A 23179-nucleotide genomic window follows, 5' to 3' on the forward strand; every position below is an offset into this window, starting at 1 on the left:
AAGGTAGCCCCGGTCAGGGCGTCCGGTAACCGTGTTTTTACGGTCACGGCAGCGCGTCCCACTGCCCGGAACAGCGCCGATTCCACATTCCGGACACTTCAGCACCGCTTCGACCTGCTCCGTCCCGACCTGAGAGACTGGCCACATGACCGACGCTGAGTTGACCATCCCCGCAGATCTCAAGCCGGCCGACGGCCGCTTCGGCTGCGGACCGTCGAAGGTCCGCGCCGAGCAGCTGAGCGCCCTGGCGGAGTCCGGTTCCACCTACCTCGGTACGTCACACCGGCAGAAGCCGGTCAAGTCGCTCGTCGGGCGCGTCCGGGCCGGGCTGTCCGAGCTGTTCTCGCTCCCCGAGGGCTACGAGGTGATCCTCGGCAACGGCGGAACCACGGCGTTCTGGGACGCGGCCGCGTTCGGCCTGGTGCGCGAGCGCTCGCAGCACTTCACCTACGGCGAGTTCTCCTCGAAGTTCGCCTCCGTCACCAAGGGCGCGCCGTTCCTGGCCGACCCGATCGTCGTCAAGGCCGAAGCGGGCAGCGCGCCCGAGATCGCCTACGAGGCCGGGGCCGACCTGGTCGGCTGGGCGCACAACGAGACGTCGACCGGTGTCGCCGTCCCGGTCCGCCGTCCCGAAGGCTCCGACGGCGCGCTCGTCGCGATCGACGCCACCTCCGGCGCCGGCGGCCTGCCCGTCAAGGCCGAGGACTTCGACGTCTACTACTTCGCGCCGCAGAAGTCGTTCGCCGCGGACGGCGGCCTGTGGATCGCGCTGGCCTCGCCCGCCGCGGTCGAGCGGATCGGCGAGATCGGCGGCGGCGACCGCTGGATCCCGGAGTTCCTGTCGCTGACCACCGCGCTGGACAACTCCCGCAAGGACCAGACGTACAACACCCCGGCCGTGGCCACGCTCTTCCTGCTCGCCGAGCAGATCGAGTGGATGAACGGCCAGGGCGGCCTCGAGTGGACGACCGCGCGCACGAAGGACTCGTCGTCGCGGCTCTACGAGTGGGCCGAGAAGACCAGCTACACGACGCCGTTCGTGAAGGACCCGGACCTGCGCTCGCAGGTCGTCGGCACGGTGGACTTCGCCGACGAGGTCGACGCCGCCGCGGTGGCGAAGGTGCTGCGCGCCAATGGGATCGTCGACACCGAGCCGTACCGCAAGCTGGGCCGCAACCAGCTGCGCGTCGGCCTGTTCCCGGCCATCGACCCGGACGACATCACGAAGCTCACCCAAAGCATCGAATACGTCGTCGAACGCCTGGGCAGCTGACCTAGACGTCCGTGAAGGCCTCCTTACCGGCTCTTACAGCCGGTAAGGAGGCCTTCACGGCTTTCAGGCGAGGTGCGGCGAAAGCCGCGAGGACCAGCAGGGCGAGGCCGAAGAGTTCGTACGACTCCGTCGCCAGCCACCAGCCCACCGAGGGGGCCGGGCGCGGGGCGAACCACATCGGCCCCCAGATGAACAGCGCCAGGCCGGCCACGACGACCGCGCCGGCCCACCACGTCACCACGCGGTCGGTGCGCCAGGACCGGACGCCGTAGTACCCGGCCAGTACCAGGATCGGCACGCACCACGTCCAGTGGTGCGTCCACGAGATCGGCGACACCAGCAGCCCGCCGAGCGCGCACGCGGTCAGCCCGAGCACCGGCTCGGCCGCCCGGACGATCACCACCGCGACCACCGCCATCACGGCGAGCGCGGCCAGCAGCCACACGACGTTCCCGGCGGTTTCCGGCAGGCCCAGCCGCGTCACCAGGCCCTTCAACGACTGGTTGCCGACGTAGTCGACGCCGCCGATGCGGCCCGCGTCGAAGACGAGCTTCGTCCAGTACGTGAAGGACGCCGACGGCCGGACCAGCCACAGCAGCGCACCCGCCGCCACGAACCCGGCGACCACTCGCGCGGCCGACTTGAAGTCGCGGCGGAACAGGAAGTAGACGACGAACACCGCCGGCGTCAGCTTGATCGCCGCGGCCACGCCGATCAGCAGGCCCTTCGTCCGCCCGCGCTTGCCGGGCAGCAGGACGTCGAGCACCACCAGGACCATGAGCAGCGCGTTGATCTGCCCGAAGCCCAGTGTCGAGCGCACCGGCTCGAGCAGCGCGCCGGCCAGCTGCGCCACGATCGCGACGAGCGCCGCCACCGCGCGGCCGCGGACCTTCGAGGCGTCGGTCAGCGAGCCGTTGAGCGTCGCGACGTAGAGGTAGGCGACGACGCCGGTCGCGAGGATCGAGGCGATGCTGACGAGCTTCATCGTCGCCGCGAACGGCAGCAGCGTGCCCGGCAGGAACACCGCCGCCGCGAACGGCGTGTAGGTGAACGGCAGCAGGATCTGGTGCGTCGTCGGCACCCAGGCGTCGTACGGCGAGCCCTGCTGGGCCAGCGCCTTCGCGCCGCCCAGGTAGACCTCCAGGTCGAGGCCGTCGAACCGCTTCAGCACGAGTACCAGCACGACGGCGGCGATCTCGAGGACGACCAGCGCCCCCGCCAGCTTCCGCCCGGACCACTGTGTCACGCGTCCCCCTCGAGCCCGGTCTCCGACCGGCCGAGATTACCGGGCGCTCAGCAGCAGCCACGCACCGGCAAGCCCACTGACCTGCTGTTCGCGCTCGCCAGCGGCTGCTTTGCCGCCGTCTCGGCGTCGGCCAGCATCCGGGTCAGGCGCGCCCGGTCGAGCACGCGGCCCGCGGTGACGACGGTGTCGATCCGGCGGACCGCGCGGATGTCGGTGAGCGGGTTCGCGTCGAGCAGCACCACGTCGGCGACCTTGCCGGGGGTGATCGTGCCCGCGGTGGCCGACCGGCCGAGGAACCGCGCGGCGTCGCGCGTCACCGTCTGCAGCGCCTGCCGCGGCGACAGCCCGGCCTGGACCAGGTAGCCGAGCTCGTCGTGCAGGCTGAAGCCCGGGAAGACGTACGGGTTCAGGCAGTCGGTGCCGCCGAGGACCCCCAGCCCGGCCCGGTGCGCGGCGCCGACGAGGCGCAGCTGCGCCTCGAAGTACGCGTTCTGCTGGTCGATCTGCTCGGCCGTGGCCGGCGTGAACATCGGGAGCCGGTCGGCCCAGTAGTCGACGATGTCCTGCGAGACGTACTTGAGCCGCGGGTCGTGCGCGTAGGTTTCGGTCGGGCTCGACATCACGCGGTTGACGGTGAACGTCGGGCTCACCCAGTTGTCCAGCGCCTTGAGCTGGGCGAAGTGGCGCTCCGCGGTGGCCGGGTCGTAGGTCTGGGCCGCCTGCCGGTCGAGGTCGCGGGCGAGGTTGAAGAAGTCGCGCTTCGCGTCCGGGTCGAACGGCGTCGCGTCGAGGCGGGCCAGGAACTCGTCCCGCCGCCGGGACGTGGCGATGGACAGGCCGAAGAGGTGCTCGAAGGTGCGCTGCCCGGCCCTCGCGGCCTCGACCTGGCGCAGCCGGTACGGCCAGTGCCCGGCGAACGGCAGGCCGACGCGGCGGCACTCGTCGGCGATCGCCAGGAACACGTCCTTCGGCAGGTAGAAGTAGACCTTGACGAAGTCGGAGCCCTGCTCGACGGCGGTCCGGACGGCCGCGCGCCCCTCTTCGGGGGTCGCCACCTGCGTGATCGGCGGGCCGAGCAGGCTGACCGGGCCGTCGAGGATCGAGCTGGCGAGCACCACCCGGGGGCCGAGCAGCTCGCCGCGCACGATCTTGTCGCGGGTGGCGCGGTTCTCGTCGTAGCCCTGCATCTCGCGGATGCCGGTGACGCCGTTGGCCAGGAACAGCGGCGGCCACAGCTTTTCGTAGTCGATGCCGTGGGTGTGCATGTCCCAGAGGCCGGGAATCAGGTACCGGCCGCGGCCGTCGACGATCCGGGCGCCCGCGTGGTGCGGCAGCTCGGCCGCCGGGCCGACCCAGGCGATCCGGTCCCCGACCAGCACGACCGCGGAGTTCGGCCGGGCCGGGGCGTCGGTGCCGTCGACGACGGTGGCGCCGAGCACGACGACGACGTCCGTGCCGGCCGCGGCGGCTTCCTGGGCGAAGAGCGCGGGCGCGATACCCGCGGCGGCGAGGCCCGCGCCTGCCGTCGCCAGCCAGCGGAGGAAATCACGTCTGTTCGCCTCGACGCGCACCACGGCAGCCGCCCCTTCGATCAACGGATTTGATCGATATTCAACGCCGCGAGCCACGGTCGGGGAATCTTCCACCTTGCTCAATTCCGGTGCAGGGCACACCCGAAGGTGCGACCGAAGCGCCACTTTCGTACCAAAAGTGATCCGAAGACACTTTTGGTACGAAAGTGACAGCTCAGGCGAGCGCCCGCGTCGGGGCGAGCCGCGCCGCGCGGACCGCCGGGTAGGCCCCGGCGACCGCCCCGACCAGTGCCGCGACGCCGACGCCGCCGGCCAGCGCGCCGACCGGCAGCACGGCCGGCCAGCCCTGGCTCAGCGCGTAGCCCGCGGTCACCAGCACCCCGGTCACGACCCCGGCCAGCCCGCCGAGCCCGGACAGCAGCACCGATTCGGCCAGGAACTGCCCGCGCACCTGGCGTTTCGTAGCCCCCAGCGCGCGGCGCAGGCCGATCTCGCGCCGCCGTTCCAGCACCGAGATGACCATCGTGTTCGCCACCCCGACACCGCCGACGAGCAGCGCGACCCCGCCGAGGCCGAGGAACAGCGCGCTGTAGGTGTTGTCGGTGAGCTTCTGCGCGGCGAGCGCGTCCGACGGGCGGCGGACCTCGACCTCGTTGGGCGCCTGCGGGTTCAGCGTCGCGCCCAGCACCGACCGCACACCGTCCACTTCGGACTCGTTCGCGCGGACGTACACCGTGGACGGGTGGCCGTCGAAGCCGAGGAGCCGCTCCGCGACGTCCCAGCCGACCAGCGCCGACCGTTCGATCTCCGGCGCCAGCGGCATCGACCCGAGGATCCCGACGACGGTGAACCACTGCGCGCCGATCAGCACCTGCGGCGGCTGCGCCGGGTCGACGTGGTCGATGCCGAGCCGCGCGGCGGCCTGCGCACCGAGCACCGTCACCGGGTAGTTCCGGTTGCCCGGGGCCAGGAACGCCCCCGACCGGACCTTCCCGCCCAGCACCCCGAGCAGGTCCGGTCGCGCCGCGAAGACGCCGAGCCCGGACGTCTCGTCGACCGGGATCTTGTCGCTGCGCCGCACGCTGGCCGACGTCGTCCCGGTGCCGGTCGCGGCGGTCACCGGCGCGATCCGCTTGGCCATCGCGACGGCGTCGTCCGGCAGGGTCGCGTTGGCCCCGAACAACGTCTGCCCCGGCCCGGCGGTGAGCAGGTTGGTGCCGAGCGCGGCCAGCCGGTCGTGCAGGGCCTGCGCGCCGGACGCCGGGATCGCCAGCACCGCCACCATCGCCGCGACGCCGATCGCGATGCCCAGCGCGGAAAGCACCGCGCGCACTGGCCGCGTCCGCATGCCGTGGGCGCCGAGCGCGACGACGTCCGGTGGTTTGAGCCGGGCCGGCTCGGGCAGCTGGACCTCGGGTGGGGCGATCACCGCGCACCCACCAGACCGGTGTCGAGCCGCAGGTGCCCGTCGAGCAGCTCGATCCGGCGCGGCATGCCCGCGGCGATCTCCCGGTCGTGGGTGATCACCACGATCGTCGTGCCGTCGGCGGACAGCTCGCCCAGCAGCGCGAGCACGGCCGCGCCGGTCCCGGTGTCGAGGTTGCCGGTCGGCTCGTCGGCCAGCAGGATCGCCGGGTCGTTGACGACGGCCCTGGCGATCGCGACGCGCTGGCGTTCCCCGCCGGACAGCTCGCCGGGCCGGTGCCACGCCCGGTGCCCCAGCCCGACGCGGTCGAGCGCCTCCCGGGCCCGCGTGCGCCGCAGCCGCCGCGGCACCCCGGCGTAGAGCAGGCCGGTGCACACGTTGTCCACCGCACTCATCCCTTCGTCGAGGAAGAACTGCTGGAACACGAACCCGATCCAGCGCGATCGCAGCGCCGAGACCTTCCGGTCGGACAGCACGGCGACGTCGTGGCCGCGCAGCTCGACGCGGCCGGTGGACGGCCGGTCGAGCGTGCCCATCAGGTGCAGCAGCGTCGACTTCCCGGACCCGGACGGCCCGACGATCGCCACCATCTCGCCGTCTTCCAGGCTCAGCGAGACGCCGTCGAGCGCGGCGACGCCGCCGGGGTAGGCGCGCGTGACCTCGTGCACGCGCAGGACGGGCGTCACGACGTCGTCACCACCCGCATGCCCGCGGTCAGGCCGTTGCCGCTGACCTCGACCTTGCCGCCGCTGAACAATCCCGTTTGGACGGCGACGAGCCGCCGATTCCCGTTCTCGTCGACCTCGACGGCGTAACCGCCTTCGGCGAGCGCGAGCAGCGCGCCGACCGGCACCGCGAGCACGCCGGAGTGGACGTCCTTGGTGAACCGGACGGTCGCCGGGGCCGAGTCGAGCGTGCCGGCCACGGCCGGGTCGTCGAGCTGGACGGTCACGGTGATCTTGGGCTTGCCGTCGTCCTGGCCCGCCCCGTCCTTGCCCTCGACCGCCGACTTCCCGACGTCGGTGATCGTGCCCTTCGACGTCTTACCGTTGATCGTCACGGACGCCTTCGCGCCCTGCTGGGCGAGGTCCTGCTTGGCCGCGTCGAGCTTGACCTGTACCGAGCGGACGGTGCCGCTGGTCTTGAGCACCTCGCCCTGGGCCGGCGAGCCGAGCTTGGCCGACAACGCCGACACGCGCAGCTCCCCCGCCGCGAGGACGACGTCGCCCTGGCCGAACGCGCCGGTCTGGTCCAGCCCCAGCGCCTTCTGCCACTTCTTCAGCGCGGCCGCCGTCGCCGACGTGAACTTCTTGTCCGGCGTGCCGAAACCGCCGTAGCCACACGCCTTGAGGTTCTCCTCGAGCTGCTTGACGTCGGCGCCGTCGGCCGCGCCCGCGGCGAGGTCGCGGTAGAACGGCAGCGTGCCGTAGAACAGCGGCACCGGCTTGGCGTCGACGCCGTACACCGCCTTGCAGCGGGTGAGGGTCGCGCCGGCGTCGGGCAGCGACGTGACGGTGCCGGGCTTGCGGCCGGCGACCGAGGACTCCTCGCCGTAGCCGAGGGTGCCGTCGGCCTCCTCTTCCTCGGCGAGGTCGGTCTTGGCCACCTCCGCCGTCTCGACGGGCGGCGGAGCGGCCTCCTGCACCGAAGTGGCCGAGGAGACGCGGGTGAGGATCACGGCGGAGCCGGTGCCCACCACCACGACGAGCACGGCCGCGGCGATGAACCAGCGCGCCCGGCCCCGGCGTCGCGGCTTGGATTCGATCATCTCGGTCATCGGGCCGGTTCCGCGTGCATCGACATGCCGAGCCCGCACGCCTTCGCGGCGGCCTCGAACTTCGACGGGTCGTCGCCCGGGCCACCCAGCCGGGTCGCCCCCTTGCCCGCCGGGTCGGGGTCGGGCATGTCGATGCCGTGGTCCCGCATGCACTTGGCGTCCTTGCGCATCTTGTCCAGCTCTTCGGGGCTCGGCGGCTTCATCTCGCCGCCGTTGGGCATGAGGCTCTTGCAGGCGCTCTGCGCCGCGTCGAGCTTCCCCGCGTCCTTGGCGTCACCCCCGAGCGTGACCGCCATCCCGCCGTCGCCCGCCGGCTTCGGATCGGGCATGTCGACGCCGTGCTCGCGCATGCACTTGGCGAAGTCGCGCATCTTGTCTTCGTCGCTCTTGTTGTCGGCGGCCTTGGCCGGGGCCGACGAGGACGGCCCCGAGATCGAGGCCACCTTCGACGCGTCGTCCGGCTTGGCCCCGCACCCCGCGAGCAGCACCGCGGCGCCGATCGCCGCGATGAGCGTCAGGCGTGTTCGCATCGGCTCGCTCCCTTCTTCCGGTCTTCCGGTTCGGTGGCAAGGTCTACGGATCGGGGGATTCCGGCGCGCTAAGCGAAGTCGCTTATGCGGGGCTTATGGCCCGCCTGGGCAGACTGGGCGGGTGCGTGTGCTGGTGGTGGAGGACGAGCGGCTGCTCGCCGACTCGGTCGCGGAGGGGCTTCGCCGCTTCTCGATGGCCGTCGACGTCTGTTACGACGGCGAACAAGCCCTCGAGCGGGTCGGGGTGCACGGCTACGACGTCGTCGTCCTCGACCGCGACCTGCCGAAGGTGCACGGCGACGCGGTGTGCGCCGCCGTCGTCGCGGCGGGCGGCGAGGCACGGGTGCTGATGCTGACGGCCGCCGCCGACGTCACCGACCGCGTCGCCGGGCTGGGCTTGGGCGCCGACGACTACCTGACCAAGCCGTTCGCGTTCGCCGAGCTGGTCGCCAGGGTGCAGGCGCTGTCCCGGCGCGCGCGGCCCGCGTTGCCGCCGGTGCTGCAGCGCGACGGCGTCGTGCTGGACCTGCCGCGCCACCAGGCCGCGCGCGACGGCCGGTTCCTGCAGCTCTCGCCGAAGGAGTTCGCCGTGCTGGAAGTGCTGATGCGGGCCGAGGGCACGGTGGTGAGCGCCGAGGACCTGCTGGACAAGGCGTGGGACGAGCACGCGGACCCGTTCACCAACGCGGTGCGCGTCGCGGTGATGACGTTGCGCCGCAAGCTCGGCGACCCGCCGGTGATCGAGACGCTGCCCGGCGCCGGCTACCGGTTCGGCACCCCGTGAACGCGCTGTCCGTCCGGACCAAGCTGACCGCCTGGTACGGCGGGCTGTTCCTGCTGGCCGGGCTGGTCCTGGTCGTCATCGACTACCTGCTGGTGCAGGGCACGCTGCCGGACCCGGCCCGGTTCGCGACGGCGTCGCTCGGCTCGGCCGCCGACATGGCGTACGGGCTCCCGGACGACACGGTCCAGGCGCCCGCCGGCATGGCCGTGCGCCTGGTCAGCGGCTCGCTGGACGAGTACCGCTCCTCGACGCTGTCCACCCTGGTCGTCAACTCGGCGATCGCGCTCGTGGCGACGGCCGCGCTCGCCGTCCTGTTCGGCTGGCTGATGGCCGGGCGGGCGCTGCGGCCGCTGCACGACATCACGTCGGCCGCGCGGCGGCTCGAGGCGGGCAAGCTCGACCGGCGGATCAACCTCGAAGGCCCGCCCGACGAGCTGAAGGAGCTGGCCGACACCTTCGACGGCATGCTCGACCGGCTCGCGGAGTCGTTCGACAGCCAGAAGCGGTTCGTCGCGAACGCCTCCCACGAGCTGCGGACGCCGCTGGCCGTGCAGCGGACGCTGATCGAGGTCGCGATGGCGGACCCCGAAGTCGCGCCCGACCTGCGGAAGCTCGGCACGCACCTGCTGCACACCAACGAGCGCAGCGAGCGGATGATCGAGGGCCTGCTGATCCTGGCCCGCAGCGACCGCGGCCTGACCGCGCGCACGCCGGTCCGGCTCGACCAGGTCGTCGCGGCGGTCGTCCGGGCCACCGCGGCCCAGGCGGAGGCGGCGGGCGTCAAGGTGGAGACCCGCTTCCGGCCGCGCACGGTGGCGGGCGACCCGGTGCTGCTGGAGCGGCTGGTGACGAACCTGGTGGTCAACGCGATCACGTACAACGCCCGCGGCGGCTGGGTGTACGTCGAGGTCCGCGGCGACCCGGCCCTGGAGGTCCGCAACTCGGGCCCGGTGGTCCCCCCGGAAGCCGTGCCGACGCTCTTCGAGCCGTTCCGCCGGATCAACGGCGCCGAGCGGACCGGCGACACGCGCAACGCCGGGCTCGGGCTCTCGATCGTGCGTTCGGTCGCCCACGCCCACGGCGGCACCGCCGAGGCCCAGCCGGGCAAGCGCGGCGGGCTCACCGTGACCGTTCGCCTGCCGTCCTGAGCGGGAACCTCGCGACGTCCCACGCGTCCCAGTAGTCACATCAGTCCCAGAAACCACAGGGCCCAGCGGACTGGGCCAGTCGGAGGAGATTTTGCCGGAACACGCCGAAGCGATCCACTCGATCGTGACTTTGCGTGGTCGGCGTGTCACACGATCGCCGCTGACCTGGGCACGGATGATGCGAGAGTCACAAGATGAACAGTGGTCCTTTGGGTGATGACTCGGCGCGCCTCGCACGTCAAGCCGACGCGCCGTTCTAACGTGGGCACCCACAACGGTGAAGCATCGGGGAAGGCGAACAATGCGCACGCTGCGAGTGGTCGGGTTGCACGAGGACGGTAAGTCCATCGTGTGCGAAGACCCGGCGAGCCGTACGCAATTCCTCCTCCCGGCCGATGAGAGACTGCGCGCGGCGGCGCGGGGTGACATCACCCGCCTCGGCCAGATCGAAATCGAGTTGGAGAGCCAGATGCGGCCACGCGAGATCCAGGCGCGAATCCGCGCCGGCGAATCAGTCGAACAGGTCGCGAGCGGCGCCGGGATCTCGGAGCAGCGCGTCGAGCGCTACGCCTACCCCGTCCTGCTCGAGCGGTCGCGCACGGCCGAGCTCGCGCAGAGCGCGCACCCGGTCCGCGAAGACGGCCCGGACGTCCAGACGCTCGGCGAGGTCGTCGCGTACGGCTTCGGCGTGCGCGGGCACGACTACTCGCAGGCCACCTGGGACTCCTGGAAGGGCGACGACGGCCGCTGGGTCGTCGTGCTGCGCTGGAAGGCCGGCCGCTCGGACAACCGCGCGCACTGGGCGTTCGCCCCGGGAGCGCACGGTGGCACGGTGACGGCGCTCGACGAGAACGCCGAGGTCCTGCTCGACCCCAACGCCTACCGCCCGCCCCGGACGGTCCGCGCGCTCAACCCGGCCCGCGACGCGGAGTTCCAGCCGACGCTGGACTCGGTGCCGCCGGACCACGCCGAGCTGCCGGCCGCCGAGCCGGACCCGGACGACGACACCCGCGAGATCCCCCGCGTCCCGGCCGACCCCGAAGAGGAGACGGCCACCGCGGAGGAGCCCGCGCGCCCGAAGGCCAAAAAGAATCACCCGATCGTGCCGTCCTGGGAGGACGTGCTGCTCGGGGTCCGCTCGCAGCGCGGTTAGGTCCTACTCGACCAGCGCGGCGAGCGACTTCGGCGCGACCAGGCGGTAGGCGTCACGCACGATCCGGTCGATCTCGGCCCAGTCGACGTCGACGTCCAGCCGCACCCCCAGCCACCCGCGGTGCCCGACGTAGGGCGGCCGGAAGAACCGCTCGGGCTCGGTGCGTACCAGCTCCTCCTGCACCCCGGCCGCCGCCGGGCACCAGAAGGCGAGCCGGCCGTCGTCGTGGTGGTGGTTCGCGAAGCTGACGAAGGTCTTCTTGCCGCGCACGAACCACGTCGGCTCGCCGTGGCTGTCCCGCTCGCTCGCCTCCGGCAGCGCGAGACACAACTTCCGCAACGCGTCCAGCTGCTCCATCGCGCCAGTATCCCCTGCGTCAGGCGCCGCTGAAGACGATGACCAGCACGCCGATCCACGCGATCAGCACGCCGCCCGCCGCGCCGTAGGCGGCCCAGCGCAGGATCGGGGTGCGGCGGATCAGCCACAGCGACGGCGCGATCCCGGCCGTCACCACCACGGACGCCACCAGGGCGAGCCAGCTGCTGGTCTCGCGCGCCAGCGTCGTCGCCAGCGCCAGCATCGCCACCACGACCACGGCCGCGATGAACGCGGAGACGATCAGCCCGGTGACCCACGGGGTGGGCTCGCCGGGCGGCCCCGGCGGGCCGAGCACCGTCCGGACCAGCTTCCGGCCGGTTTCGGGCTGGCGCGGCGGCGGCTCGACGACGGTGTCGGCGCCGGTCACCGGATCCACGAACCGCACGGCCGTGCCCATCACCGCGGCCAGCCGGCCGGCCAGCTGACGGCCGCGCTGCGAGACGACGGAGGCCGCCTCCGCGCCCGGGTCGGCGGACACGGCCGAAGCCACCCGCGCCCACTCGTGCAGGGCCTGCGCCAGGTCCCCGCCGATCGCGAGCTTGTACGGATCCACCTCGCGCGCCTGGTCGCCACCGGGTCCGGCCAGCACCGCGCGCTCACCGCGGATCCGCAGCTCCATGGGGTCCTTTCGCGCCGGCGGGGTCAGCCGAGAATAGAGATCGCCGTCACCTTAGTCACCCGAGACCAGTTCGTAGAACGCCACGGCGGCGGCCGTCGCGATATTGAGGGAGTCGACTCCGGCGGGCATGGGTATCCGGACCGCGTGATCAGCAGCCGCGAGCGCCGTCTCGGTCAGTCCGGGCCCTTCCGCGCCGAACAGCAGAGCCACCGGACCCGGCACGCGCTCACGCAGCTCGCGCAGCGGGACCGAGCCCGGCCGCGGGGTGAACGCGGCGACGGCGAACCCGCGCGCCCGCAGGTCGTGGAGCCCGCCCGGCCAGTCCGTCAGGTACCCGAAGGGGACGCGCAGGACGTGTCCCATGGACACGCGCACGCTGCGCCGGTACAGCGGGTCGGAGCAGCCGGGGCCGAGCAGCACGCCGTCGACGCCGAGCGCGGCCGCGTTGCGGAAGAGCGCGCCGAGGTTTTCGTGGTCCCCCACGCCTTCCAGCACGGCGATCGTGCCGGCCCCGGCCACGACGTCGGATACCGTCGGCGGCGCCGGCCGGTCGGCGATCGCGAGGATGCCGCGGTTGAGGTGGAAGCCGACGACGTCGGCCATCACCTCCGCCGAAGTGACGTACTGGGGCGCGTCCGTCCCGGCCAGGTCGTCCGCCAGCTCGGCGAACCGCCGTTCGACGCCCAGCAGCGCGCGCACGGGGTACCGGGACGCCAGCAGCCGCGACACCACGACGGTGCCCTCGGCGATCACGAGTCCCTTGCCACCAGGGCGGTCCGGACGCCGGTCCGCAGTGGACAGGTCGCGGAAGTCGTCGAGTCTCGGGTCGTCCCGGTCATCGGTGTGGATCACGGCCATCCGCCCAGTCTGTCATCCGCTTGCCGGGTCGCTCACTGGTCCGAACGTCCACGCCACTCTGGTACGAACGGGTTCAATTTGCTGTCGGTTAACTCCCGGTGACGGAGAGCACCAGTTTGGCCGCTAGCACGGATTCAACCGCTGTGAAACGGTTATCCGCCGGGAACCTGAAACACGTACTAGTTCCACGCCGACGCGAAGCAGGGATGGTCATGGGGATGGACCTGGCGGCACAACCGTTCAACACGCTCGATCGAGGACGGTACCGCCGCAAGGTGCAGCGCTGTCTCGACACCTTGGCCCGGATGCTCACCGACGGCAGTTTTTCCTTCCCCCGCAAGAACATCGGGCTCGAGGTGGAGCTGAACCTGGTCGACCGCGAGCTACGGCCGTCGATGACGAACACCGCGGTGCTGGAAGCGCTGGACGACCCGTCGTTCACCACCGAGCTGGGGCAGCACAACCTGGAGCTGAACGTGCCGCCGCGGCCGCTGGCCGGCGATTCCGCGCTCCAATTGGAAGACGACCTCCGCGCGTACTTGAGCACGGCGTCGGCGAAAGCCGGGGACAACGGGTCGGCGCTGGCCATGATCGGCATCCTGCCGACGTTGAAGCACGAGCACTTCGACCAGAAATGGCTCACCAACAAATCCCGGTACGTCACGCTGAACGACCAGATCTTCGCGGCGCGCGGCGAACGGACCGTGCTGGCGATGGAGGGCGCGCCGCTGCCGGGCCAGCAACCGGAACGCCTGCGCAGCTATGCGGAATCCATTCTTCCGGAAGCCGCGTGCACGAGCGTGCAGCTGCACTTGCAGGTGGCGCCGGAGGAGTTCGCCGCCCATTGGAACGCCGCGCAGTGCCTGGCCGGGCTGCAGATCGCGCTCGCCACGAACTCGCCGTTCCTGCTGGGCAAGGCGCTCTGGCAGGAGACGCGCATCCCGCTGTTCCTGCAGGCGACCGACACTCGCCCGGAAGAGCTGAAGAACCAGGGCGTCCGGCCGCGGGTGTGGTTCGGCGAGCGCTGGATCACGTCGATCTTCGACCTGTTCGAGGAGAACGTCCGCTACTTCCCCGGCCTGCTCCCGGAAACCGACGCCGAGGACCCGATCGAGGCGCTCGACGCCGGTCAGGCGCCGAAGCTCACCGAGCTGCGGATGCACAACGGCACCATCTGGCGCTGGAACCGGCCGGTGTACGACGTCGTCGACGGCCTGCCGCACCTGCGCATCGAGAACCGCATCCTGCCCGCCGGGCCGACGGTCGTCGACACCGTCGCGAACGCGGCGTTCTTCTACGGCGCCCAGCGCGCGCTCGCCGAGGCGGAACGCCCGGTGTGGAGCCAGATGTCGTTCCAGGCGGCGGAGGAGAACCTGTACGCGGGCGCGCGCCGCGGTTTCGAGGCGCAGCTGTACTGGCCGGGCATCGGCTGGATCCCGCCGGACGAGCTCGCGCTGCGCGTGCTGCTCCCGCTGGCCCACGAGGGGCTGCGCGCTTCCGACGTCTCCGACGAGGCCCGTGAGCGCTACCTCGGGATCATCGAGCAGCGGTGCCTCGCGCGGCGGACCGGGGCCACCTGGCAGCGCGACTTCGTCGTGCACGCGCAGGAGCACGGGCTCGACCGGGAGGCGGCGCTGACCCGGATGCTCGGGCGCTACCTGGAGCTCTCGGAAGCGGGCGAGCCCGTGCACACGTGGCCCGTGGCCGATTAGCCTGGGTCGATGCCGAAGATTCTCGGTGGGTCGCTGGAGGCGCATCGCCGTGAAGTCCGCGCGCGCGTCTTCGACGTCCTGCGCGCCCAGCTGTACGAACGCGGCTTCGACGCGATCTCGCTCACCGGCGTCGCCGCGGCCGCCGGCGTCGGCCGGAGCGCGCTGTACAACCACTTCCCGGACAAGGAGAGCCTGCTCGTCGCCTTCGTCGAGGACGAGGCCGCCCGGTACGTCACCCGGCTGACCGACGCCGTCGAGGCCCAGGCCGACCCGGTGGACCAGCTCGCCACGTTCGTCCGGCTCCAGCTGCGGGTGCTGGCCGAGTACCACATGCCGCCGGGCACGGCGCTCGCGTCGGCGCTGGCCCCCGCGGCGTACCGGCGGATCAGCGCGCACGCCGACCCGATCACCGACCGGCTGCGCGCGATCCTCGCCGGCGGCGTCGACCTGGGGCGCTGGCCGGCCGAGGACCCGGACGTCCTGATCACCATGATCACCGCCGCGCTGGGCAACCGGGCACTGGTCGAGGGGCCGCCGGAGCAGCGCGACGACGTCGTCGAAGCGGCCGTCCGGTTCGTGCTGCGAGCGGTCGGGACGGCGAAAGTTTAGGGTAGCCTTACCGCTGGTTATGGCTTAGGCTCTTTCTGACAGTGTGTCAGATCGATCGCCGGGAGGCCTTCCATGTCGGTGACCACGGACCTCGACACCCGTCCGTTCTCGGCGACCCTGCGCGCCTCGACGCTGCAGGTGCACGAGAAGGCGAACTACTCGACGTACATGCGCGCGCTGCTCGGCGGCGAGCTGTCCCAGGACGGCTACACCCAGCTGGCGGTCCAGTACTACTTCGTCTACAGCGCGATCGAAGCCGCCAGCGACCGGATGGCCGGCGACCCGGTCGGCGGCGAGTTCGTCTTCGACGCGCTCCGCCGGCTGCCGAGCCTGGAGCGCGACCTGGCGCACCTGGTCGGCCCGGACTGGCGCTCGACGATCACGCCTCTGGCGTCGACCCGCGCGTACGTCGCGCGCATCGAAGAGGCGTCCGCGTGGGCCGGCGGCTACGTCGCCCACCACTACACGCGCTACCTGGGCGACATCGCGGGCGGCCAGGCCATCCGCCGCCTGCTGGAGAAGACGTACGACGTCGCCGACGCGGGCACGCTCTTCTACCACTTCGAGGGCATCGGCAGCGCCCCGAAGTTCCGCGACGTCTACCGCGCGAAGCTGGACAACGCGCCCTGGACCGACGCCGAGCGCGCCCGGGTGATCGACGAGACGCTGGTGGCTTTCGAGTGCAACGTCGCGGTGTTCGACGAGCTGGCCCAGCGGCTGACCGAGTTCCGCACCGCCGAATGATCGTCGTCACAGCACCTTGACCTCGACTTAAGTCCAGGTTGCAGGCTCGGTTTCGGGTGGTGCGCCCCCGGGTACGCCACTGTCGAACCGGTCGTCCCACGCAGTGACGACCAGCTGCCCCCGCTCGCCGCGAGCGGCCGTGTGCTACTAGGTTCGATACCGGAAACTTGTCGAAGACAGAAGGAGGGCCAATGGCCCGCTACGAGCTCCCCGATCTCGACTACGACTACAGCGCCCTGGCGCCCCACATCTCCGGCGAGATCAACGAGCTGCACCACAGCAAGCACCACGCGACCTACGTCAAGGGCGCGAACGACACCCTCGACAAGATCGCGGAAGCCCGCGACGCCGGGGACTTCGGTGGCATCGTCGGTCTCGAGACGACGCTGGCCTTCAACCTGGCCGGCCACGCCAACCACGTCGTGTGGTGGAAGATCCTGTCGCCGGAAGGCGGCGACAAGCCGACCGGCGAGCTGGCCGCCGCGATCGACGAGGCCTTCGGCTCCTTCGACAAGTTCAAGGCGCAGTTCACCGCCGTGTCGACGACGATCCAGGGCAACGGCTGGGGCGCGCTCTCCTGGGACCCGATCGGCAAGACGCTGATCACCCAGCAGCTGCGCGACCACCACAACAACCTGATCCTGCCGACGGTGCCGATCCTGCTGGTCGACGTCTGGGAGCACGCGTTCTACCTGGACTACAAGAACGTGAAGCCGAAGTACGTCGAGGCCCTGTGGAACATCTTCAACTGGGCCGAGATCAGCAAGCGCTTCGACAACGCCGTCGCCGGCGGCAACGGCCTGCTGCTCGGCTGAGCACGCGGTGCGCAAGCGGGGCCCTCCACTGTGGAGGGCCCCGTTTTCCGTTCCGGGTGAATTCACTTGACCTCGAGTGCGGTCGAGGTGTTTGGCTTGGGGCATGGACGTTGACGCGTATCTGGCCCGGCTGGGCGTCGCATGGCCCGCGGCGGCCGACCTCGCGACGCTGCGCACCCTGCAGGAACGCCACCTGGCGGCGGTCCCCTTCGAAAACCTGAGCGTCCACCTCGGCGAGCCGATCGAGCTCACCGAGGAGGCGCTGTTCACCAAGATCGTGGAGCGGCGCCGCGGCGGGTTCTGCTACGAGCTCAACGGCCTGTTCGCCGCCCTGCTGCGCGAGCTCGGCTACGACGCTTCCCTGCGCGCGGCGCAGGTCTTCCGCCCGGACGGCTCGCTCGGCCCACCCCTGGACCACGCGGCGGTCGTCGTCGAGCTCGACGAGCCGTGGCTGCTCGACGTCGGCTTCGGCCGGTTCTCCCGGCACCCGCTGCGCCTGTCCGGAGTGGACGCGCAGAGCGACCCCGAAGGCGACTTCCTGCTGCTGGACGCGCCGTACGGCGACGTGGACGTCCTCATGGACGGGAAGCCGCAGTACCGCCTGGAACGTCGTCCGCGCCCGCTCGCGGACTTCGTGCCGATGGCCTGGTGGCAGTCGACGTCCCCGGAGTCGCACTTCACGCGGTCGCTGACGTGCTCCCGCCCGACGTCCCAGGGCCGCGTGACGCTCTCGGGCGCCAAGCTGATCGAGACAGTGGACGGCATCCGCCACGAGGTCCCCCTGACCGGCGACGACGCGATCCGCGCGGCCTACCGGGTGTACTTCGGGATGGCGTTGCAGCGCCTGCCCACGCTCCCGGGTGAGAACCCCTTGACGAGCCCTTCGCTCAGCCCGACACTGCCGTGACCCGCAAATGAACGAAGCCCCGGCCTGGGGTTCCCAGGGCCGGGGCTCCGTCCGTTCCCGAACTGACTGCCGCTCCCACCACGAAGCGGACGTGTATGAGGTTAGCCTAACCTCATCTCGTGAGGCAAGGGGTCTTCCAGGGAGACTCGGATCTCACTCGTACGGGTGACCTCCGGTGCGCGAAACCGACGGTTTCTGTCGGTGCGTGCCGATACGGTCACAGCGTGAACACAAGGGGGGGCTCCACCCGTACCGCGGCGCTGATCGTCGTCGCCGTCCTCGCCTTCACCGCGCTGCTCGGCGGCGGGGCGTGGCTGGCGTTTCGCATCGTGTTCCCGCCGGTCTCACTACCCGCCCCACCGTCGACCCTGCCGAGCCCGTGGCCGGAACAGGGCGCGGAGCCGGTCCGCGAGGTGCCGATGCCGACCGGCGAAATGGTCGCGGCCCTGCCCGGCTACACGGCGAGCCACGTCCTGTGCTCGGCCCTGCCCGAACCGACCTGGGCGAAGCTGCTCGGTGGGCCGGTCCTCCGCCAGGTCAACGTGATCTTCGGCTGCCAGGTCGTCACCACGACGCTCCGGGTTTCGGCCAAGCTCGGCGACGGGAAGCCGGCCCGGTCCGGTGACGCACCCGAACAGGTCACCATCGGCGGACGTGCCGCCACTTCGTACCAATCACGGTTCTTGAAGGATGCGAGCGTCGTCACCCGGTTGCTCGGGCCAGGCGCGCCGGACTGGGCGAAACCGGTCCTGGAGATCTCCGTTTCCCAGGACCCCCGGGACCAGACGGCCCGCGATCTGCGCGGCCTGGCACAAACCCTCGGCGATGGGATCGTCAACGCCATCACAGCCCCCGGGCCGGCGCTGCCGAAGGCGTCCTACGACGACTCGATCCCGTCCCGCGCGGTCGGGCCGACCCCCGGCAGCGGCATCGTCGACGCCTCGACCCCGATGATCGCGTGGCAGCTCTGTTCCCTGCTGGCCCAGAGCACCCAGCGGCCCCTCACCGACTTCGTGCCGAAGCACAGCGGCAAGTGCGAACACCGCGAAGACGGTCTGGGCGTCCAGGCTTCGAGCGACGACTGCTGCACCAAGGACTTCCCCGACCGGATCGGTGGCCGGCCCGCCATGGTCGACAACCCGCGAGTGGTGATCCGGCTCAGCGACGAATCACGACAACAGGTCCAGCTCGCCTGGACGTCCCCACGCAAGTCCGACGAGGAGCTACGCGCGTGGGCCGAGTCGATGGTCCCCGGCCTGCTCGGCAGCTGACCCCAGGACGCACGAACCGACCCTCCAGGTACGCGAACCGACCGCCCCGGCACGCGAACCGACCCTCCGGGTACGAGAACCGGCCGGCTGGGTGCGCGAGCCGCCTGACTAGACCTTCGTCCGCTTCAGCACCCGCAGCCCGAACCCCCGCTGCACCGGCCAGGAGACCCCGCCCCGCCGGATCAGCACGATCGCGCAGACCACCGCGGCCAGCGCCGAAACCGCGCCACCGATGTAGAAGGGAGACCGCCCACCGAACGCCTGCGCCATCCAGCCGACCATCGGGCCGCCGATCGGGTTGCCGCCGATCAGGACCAGCACGTACAGGCCCATCACGCGGCCGCGCATCTCCGGGCTGACCGAGGTCTGCACCAGCGCGTTCGCCGTGTTGAGGAACGTCATCGTGGCGAAGCCGAGCGGGATCAGGCCGAGGCCGAACGTCAGGTAGTTCGGCATGAACGCCGTGATCAGCTCGAACACGCCCAGGAAGAACGCCGAGATCAGCATCAGCCGCACCCGTGGCCTGCCCTTCGTGCCGCGGCGGGCGGACATGATCGCGCCGGTGAAGGTACCGACCGCGACCAGGGTCGAAAGGAGGCCGTAACCGTCGGCCGCGGTGTGGAAGACGTTGGCCGCGACGATCGGGAGCGAGCTGAAGTACGTGATGCCGAACGTGCTGACGAACAGCACCAGCACCATCACCGTCATCAGGTCCGACCGGCGGCGGACGTACCGCAGGCCCTCGGCCAGCTGCCCCTTCTCGCGCGGCATGGCCGCGACGCGGAACAGCTTGTCCGGGTTCATCAGGATCAGCCCGATGATGACCGCGATCGTGCTGGCCGCGTTGGCGATGAACAGCCAGCCGGTGCCGATCCAGGTGATCGCGAAACCGGCGATCGCCGGGCCGACGATCCGGGCCATGTTGAAGATCGACGAGTTCAGCGCGACGGCGTTCGCGATCTGGTCCCGCCCGACCATCTCGGCGACGAACGACTGCCGCGTCGGCACTTCGAGCGCCGCCGTGGTGCCGAGCGTGAAGCACAGGACGTAGACCTGCCACAGCGCCACGAGCCCGGTCAGGTCCAGCACACCCAGCACGACGGCCTGCGAACACGCCGCGGCCTGGATCCAGGTCAGCAGCCGCCGCTTGTCGACGCGGTCGGCGAGGACCCCGGCCCACAGCGAGAGGAACAGCGTCGGCGTGAACTGCAGCGCGACCGCGACGCCGAGGGCGATCGGGTTGTTGCCGCTGAGGGTGAACACCAGCCAGTCCTGGGCGATGCGCTGCATCCAGGTGCCGATGTTCGAGATGACCTGGCCGGTGAAGAACAGCCGGTAGTTGCGGACCCGCAGGGAGGCGAACATGCTGCCGCGGCGCTGGGGCACGGATTCGGACGGCGGTGACGAAGACGGCGGTGGTGCCGTGTCCCGGGTAGCAGTGGTCTCGATCTGTCGTTCTGTTTCGCTACCCGTGGTGGTCACCGTGGTTAGTTCCCCGCCATCCTGTCGATGATTTCGGCGGCTTTCGAGAGCACTTCACGCTCTTCGTCACCGAGATCGGCCAATTGCCGGTCCAGCCACGCCTCCCGGACGGAGATGGCCCGCTGAACGTAGGCCAGCCCGCTCTCGGACAACTCGACGATGGCCTGCCGGCCGTCGGTCGGGTGCGGCCGCCGCTCGACGAACTTCATCTCCTCGAGCGCGGCGATCACCCTCGTCATCGAGGGCGGCTGGACGCCTTCTTTCGCGGCGAGCTGACCCGGGGTCAGCGCACCGCACTTGTGCAAGGTGGACAGCGCGGCGACCTGCGTCAACGTCAGATCGTCCCCGACGCGCTGTGCCCGCAGCCGGCGGTTGAGCCGGACCACCGCGAGACGCAGACGGCTCGCCAAGGAGCGTTCGTGCGTGTCGCCGGACATATAGTTAGCATACCTTACGAAACTTCCTCCCTTCAGGTGATCTCCGTCAACCCGCAACCCGGAAGACGGCCGCGCGTCCTTCCCGACGGAGGAACCTGGGGGGGCGGATGAGCAAGAAACTGGTGGGCGCGGCCGTGGTCGGCGCGGCGATCCTGGCCGTCGTGGTGGCGCTGTTCCGGAGCGGCGAAGCGCCGGCGGCCGCACCACCGCCGTCGACGGCGGCACCGAGCCCGTCCGCGCAGCCGTCCATGGCGGAGTACGCGTTCCCGGACGTGGCGGACGGCCGCGGCTGGGCGATCCGGATCCCGGTCCCGTCGGGCTGGGCCGTGACCCGCGACAAGGACCGCGCGAGCTACCGCAGCGGCAACCTCCTGCTGGAGACCGACAAGGTGCCGATCACGCAGGAAGACGCCCTGAGCGGGCTCAAGGCCATCGCCGCGAAGACCCACTACGACGGCTCGGTCGTCACGCCCGTCGAAGCCGGTGACATCCCGGACGCGGCGGAGTGGGACTACACCTACCTCCGCGACGGCACGCCCGAGCGGGTCGTCGTCGTCGGGCTCGGCGCGGGCGACAGCCTCGTCACGATCCGCTTCGAGGCGCCGCCCGCCGAGTTCGACCGCAACCGCGGCGTCCTGGACGCCGCGATGAAGGTCAGCGCGCCGGGCTGATCAGCTGAACGCCGCCTGGATCGGGCCGACCGCGAAGTACGCGACGAACGCCACCGCGATCACCCACATCAGCGGGTGCACCTGGCGGGCCTTGCCCGTCGCCGCGCGGATCACGACGTAGCTGACGAAGCCGGCACCGATGCCGTTCGCGATCGAGTACGTGAACGGCATGACGACGATGGTCAGGAACGCGGGCAGCGCGATCGCGTAGTCGGTGAAGTCGATGTCGCGCACCTGCGCCATCAGCATCGCGCCGACCACGACCAGCGCCGGCGCGGCCGCTTCGACCGGCACCACCTGGTAGAGCGGCGTCAGGAACATCGCGGCGATGAACAGCACGCCGGTGACGACGTTCGCCAGGCCCGTCCGGGCGCCTTCGGCGATGCCGGCCGCCGACTCGACGAACACCGTGTTCGAGCTGGCCGAGCCGAAACCGCCGGCCGCGCCCGCGAGACCCTCGACGAACAGCGCCTTGCCGACGTTGGGCAGCTGGCCGTCCTTCGTGATCAGCCCGGCTTCCTTGCCCAGGCCGGTCATGGTGCCCATGGCGTCGAAGAAGTCGGCCAGCACCAGCGTGAACACCAGCAGGCAGACGGTGATGATCGGCAGCCGCGTCCAGGCGCCGAACGAGACGTCGCCGACGAGCGAGAGGTTCGGCAGGCCGAGCACCTGGTCCGGCAGCGCCGGGTAGCCGAGGTTCCAGCCCTTCGGGTTCGTGCCCTTCGACGGCCCGGCCTTGACGATCGCCTCGACCACGATGGCCAGCACCGCCGAGGACAGCACGCCGATCAGGATCGCGCCCTTGACCTTGCGCACCACCAGGATGCCGGTGATGAGCAGGCCGACGACGAACACCGCGGTCGGCCAGGACGCGATCGAGCCGTTGATGCCAAGGCCGACCGGGACGGTGGTGTGCGCGTCATCCGGCAGCCGCCGGACGAACCCGGCGTCGACCAGGCCGATCAGGCAGATGAAGACGCCGATGCCGACGGCGATCGCGGACTTCAGCGACGCCGGCACCGCCTTGAACACCGCCGTGCGGAAGCCGGTGAGCACGAGCGCCACGATGATGACGCCCTCGATGACGACCAGGCCCATCGCTTCGGGCCAGGTCATCTGCGGGGCGATGGTGACCGCGACCAGGCTGTTGATGCCCAGGCCGGTGGCGATGGCGAACGGGTAGTTCGCGACCAGGCCCATCAGGATCGTCATGACCCCGGCGACCAGCGCGGTGACGGCGGCGACCTGCGGCACCGGCAGGATCCCGCCGAGCAGGTCCTTGTGCGCGGCCGCGTCGTCCGGCGCGAAACTGCCGATGATCAGCGGGTTCAGCACCACGATGTAGGCCATCGTGACGAAGGTGACCAGGCCGCCGCGCAGTTCGCGCGGCACGGTCGACCCGCGCTCGGTGATCTTGAAGAACCGGTCCAGTGTGGACGTCCCGGTGCCGGCCGCCTCCGGCGTCCCGGTGGGGGTCGTCTCCTGCTCCGCCATTCGCCTGCCCATTCTCTCGCTGCTGCGGAGTACCCTGCACCTCGTGAGTGATCCGAGCAATCCACCGGAGGTTACGGGCTCGTTGCGGCACACGCCGGAACTGCCCAAGAGGCTGACCGACCTGACGCCGGTGGTGATCGTAGGCACCACGATCTGGACCGTCGCGCTGGTGGTGCTCTTCTTCACGACTTCGGGGCTGTGGGTGCAGACGGCGCTGGCCGGGTTCGTGCTCGGCTTCATCGGGATGGCGATCATCCTGTGGCAGCGCGCCGCCGCCCGCCGCGGCTCTCGTTCCGCGCAGCGGGTCTAGTCC

General features: G+C 71.0%; 24 protein-coding genes. 12 read left to right on the plus strand and 12 right to left on the minus strand.

From position 1 onward, the window contains the following. The first annotated feature begins 145 nt into the window (after positions 1-145). A complete protein-coding gene (gene serC / locus OHS58_RS32155; protein WP_247058410.1) occupies positions 146-1273 on the plus strand; it encodes a phosphoserine transaminase in 1128 nt (375 codons plus the stop codon). Position 1274: 1 nt separating this feature from the next. On the opposite strand, the gene OHS58_RS32160 is transcribed toward serC, so the two are convergent. From OHS58_RS32160 to OHS58_RS32185, 6 genes are all read right to left on the minus strand, one after another. Continuing rightward, positions 1275-2519, minus strand: coding sequence for a glycosyltransferase 87 family protein (locus OHS58_RS32160; RefSeq protein ID WP_328644996.1), 1245 nt, complete (start codon positions 2517-2519; stop codon positions 1275-1277). Positions 2520-2566: 47 nt separating this feature from the next. Beyond that, complete coding sequence (locus OHS58_RS32165) at positions 2567-4093, minus strand: amidohydrolase family protein (protein WP_328644997.1); 1527 nt, start codon at positions 4091-4093, stop codon at positions 2567-2569. A gap of 172 nt (positions 4094-4265) precedes the next feature. Next, entirely contained in the window at positions 4266-5399 is a 1134-nt protein-coding gene (locus OHS58_RS32170; protein ID WP_328649893.1) for an ABC transporter permease, read from the minus strand. Between the two features lie 77 nt (positions 5400-5476). Continuing rightward, positions 5477-6163, minus strand: a complete 687-nt coding sequence (locus OHS58_RS32175) for an ABC transporter ATP-binding protein (protein ID WP_328644998.1) — start codon at positions 6161-6163, stop codon at positions 5477-5479. Beyond that, complete coding sequence (locus OHS58_RS32180) at positions 6160-7245, minus strand: peptidoglycan-binding protein (RefSeq protein ID WP_328649894.1); 1086 nt, start codon at positions 7243-7245, stop codon at positions 6160-6162. The genes OHS58_RS32175 and OHS58_RS32180 overlap by 4 nt, the downstream gene beginning before the upstream one ends. A gap of 5 nt (positions 7246-7250) precedes the next feature. Next, positions 7251-7784, minus strand: coding sequence for a hypothetical protein (locus tag OHS58_RS32185; protein ID WP_328644999.1), 534 nt, complete (start codon positions 7782-7784; stop codon positions 7251-7253). 121 nt (positions 7785-7905) lie between these two features. Here OHS58_RS32185 and OHS58_RS32190 point away from each other — a divergent pair, with 121 nt between their 5' ends. From OHS58_RS32190 to sepH, 3 genes are all read left to right on the plus strand, one after another. Further along, entirely contained in the window at positions 7906-8568 is a 663-nt protein-coding gene (locus OHS58_RS32190) for a response regulator transcription factor (protein ID WP_326957327.1), read from the plus strand. After that, positions 8565-9716, plus strand: a complete 1152-nt coding sequence (locus tag OHS58_RS32195) for a sensor histidine kinase (protein WP_328645000.1) — start codon at positions 8565-8567, stop codon at positions 9714-9716. The genes OHS58_RS32190 and OHS58_RS32195 overlap by 4 nt, the downstream gene beginning before the upstream one ends. Before the next feature lie 301 nt (positions 9717-10017). Beyond that, entirely contained in the window at positions 10018-10869 is an 852-nt protein-coding gene (gene sepH, locus OHS58_RS32200) for a septation protein SepH (RefSeq protein ID WP_326944681.1), read from the plus strand. Positions 10870-10872: 3 nt separating this feature from the next. On the opposite strand, the gene OHS58_RS32205 is transcribed toward sepH, so the two are convergent. The 3 genes from OHS58_RS32205 to OHS58_RS32215 are packed head-to-tail and all read right to left on the minus strand — an operon-like array spanning position 10873 to position 12724. Further along, positions 10873-11226 carry an MmcQ/YjbR family DNA-binding protein gene (locus OHS58_RS32205; RefSeq protein ID WP_326944682.1) on the minus strand — a complete coding sequence of 118 codons (354 nt, stop codon included), beginning with the start codon at positions 11224-11226 and terminating at the stop codon, positions 10873-10875. A gap of 19 nt (positions 11227-11245) precedes the next feature. Next, complete coding sequence (locus OHS58_RS32210; RefSeq protein WP_247058431.1) at positions 11246-11866, minus strand: DUF2537 domain-containing protein; 621 nt, start codon at positions 11864-11866, stop codon at positions 11246-11248. Positions 11867-11917: 51 nt separating this feature from the next. Then, positions 11918-12724, minus strand: a complete 807-nt coding sequence (locus OHS58_RS32215) for a TrmH family RNA methyltransferase (protein WP_326944683.1) — start codon at positions 12722-12724, stop codon at positions 11918-11920. Positions 12725-12936: 212 nt separating this feature from the next. Between OHS58_RS32215 and OHS58_RS32220 the strand changes: the two genes are divergently transcribed. From OHS58_RS32220 to OHS58_RS32245, 6 genes are all read left to right on the plus strand, one after another. Next, positions 12937-14436 carry a glutamate-cysteine ligase family protein gene (locus OHS58_RS32220; RefSeq protein ID WP_247058435.1) on the plus strand — a complete coding sequence of 500 codons (1500 nt, stop codon included), beginning with the start codon at positions 12937-12939 and terminating at the stop codon, positions 14434-14436. Between the two features lie 9 nt (positions 14437-14445). Then, the gene (locus OHS58_RS32225) at positions 14446-15045 is read left to right on the plus strand and encodes a TetR/AcrR family transcriptional regulator (RefSeq protein WP_328645001.1); all 600 of its coding nucleotides are present in this window, start codon (positions 14446-14448) and stop codon (positions 15043-15045) included. 72 nt (positions 15046-15117) lie between these two features. Beyond that, positions 15118-15789 carry a biliverdin-producing heme oxygenase gene (locus OHS58_RS32230; RefSeq protein WP_328645002.1) on the plus strand — a complete coding sequence of 224 codons (672 nt, stop codon included), beginning with the start codon at positions 15118-15120 and terminating at the stop codon, positions 15787-15789. Positions 15790-15980: 191 nt separating this feature from the next. Then, positions 15981-16604, plus strand: a complete 624-nt coding sequence (locus OHS58_RS32235; RefSeq protein WP_247058440.1) for a superoxide dismutase — start codon at positions 15981-15983, stop codon at positions 16602-16604. A gap of 103 nt (positions 16605-16707) precedes the next feature. After that, the gene (locus tag OHS58_RS32240) at positions 16708-17511 is read left to right on the plus strand and encodes an arylamine N-acetyltransferase family protein (RefSeq protein ID WP_328645003.1); all 804 of its coding nucleotides are present in this window, start codon (positions 16708-16710) and stop codon (positions 17509-17511) included. A 224-nt stretch (positions 17512-17735) separates the two neighbouring features. Further along, positions 17736-18782: a hypothetical protein gene (locus OHS58_RS32245; RefSeq protein WP_328645004.1), complete on the plus strand. Its 1047-nt coding sequence runs from the start codon at positions 17736-17738 to the stop codon at positions 18780-18782. Positions 18783-18890: 108 nt separating this feature from the next. Here OHS58_RS32245 and OHS58_RS32250 read toward each other — a convergent pair whose 3' ends face one another. Continuing rightward, a complete protein-coding gene (locus OHS58_RS32250) occupies positions 18891-20147 on the minus strand; it encodes an MFS transporter (protein WP_328649895.1) in 1257 nt (418 codons plus the stop codon). Positions 20148-20269: 122 nt separating this feature from the next. Further along, the gene (locus OHS58_RS32255) at positions 20270-20701 is read right to left on the minus strand and encodes a MarR family winged helix-turn-helix transcriptional regulator (protein WP_247058446.1); all 432 of its coding nucleotides are present in this window, start codon (positions 20699-20701) and stop codon (positions 20270-20272) included. A 107-nt stretch (positions 20702-20808) separates the two neighbouring features. Here OHS58_RS32255 and OHS58_RS32260 point away from each other — a divergent pair, with 107 nt between their 5' ends. Continuing rightward, positions 20809-21372, plus strand: coding sequence for a hypothetical protein (locus OHS58_RS32260; RefSeq protein ID WP_328645005.1), 564 nt, complete (start codon positions 20809-20811; stop codon positions 21370-21372). Here the strand turns inward: OHS58_RS32260 and OHS58_RS32265 are convergent, their stop codons facing one another. Next, the gene (locus OHS58_RS32265; RefSeq protein WP_328649896.1) at positions 21373-22866 is read right to left on the minus strand and encodes an NCS2 family permease; all 1494 of its coding nucleotides are present in this window, start codon (positions 22864-22866) and stop codon (positions 21373-21375) included. It lies immediately after the preceding gene. Positions 22867-22948: 82 nt separating this feature from the next. Between OHS58_RS32265 and OHS58_RS32270 the strand changes: the two genes are divergently transcribed. Next, positions 22949-23176 (plus strand): DUF2530 domain-containing protein, encoded by a 228-nt coding sequence (locus OHS58_RS32270; protein ID WP_247063724.1) that lies wholly within the window; start codon positions 22949-22951, stop codon positions 23174-23176. The last annotated feature ends 3 nt before the right edge of the window (positions 23177-23179 follow it).

The sequence above is a fragment of the Amycolatopsis sp. NBC_00348 genome (assembly GCF_036114655.1).
Lineage (GTDB): Bacteria > Actinomycetota > Actinomycetes > Mycobacteriales > Pseudonocardiaceae > Amycolatopsis.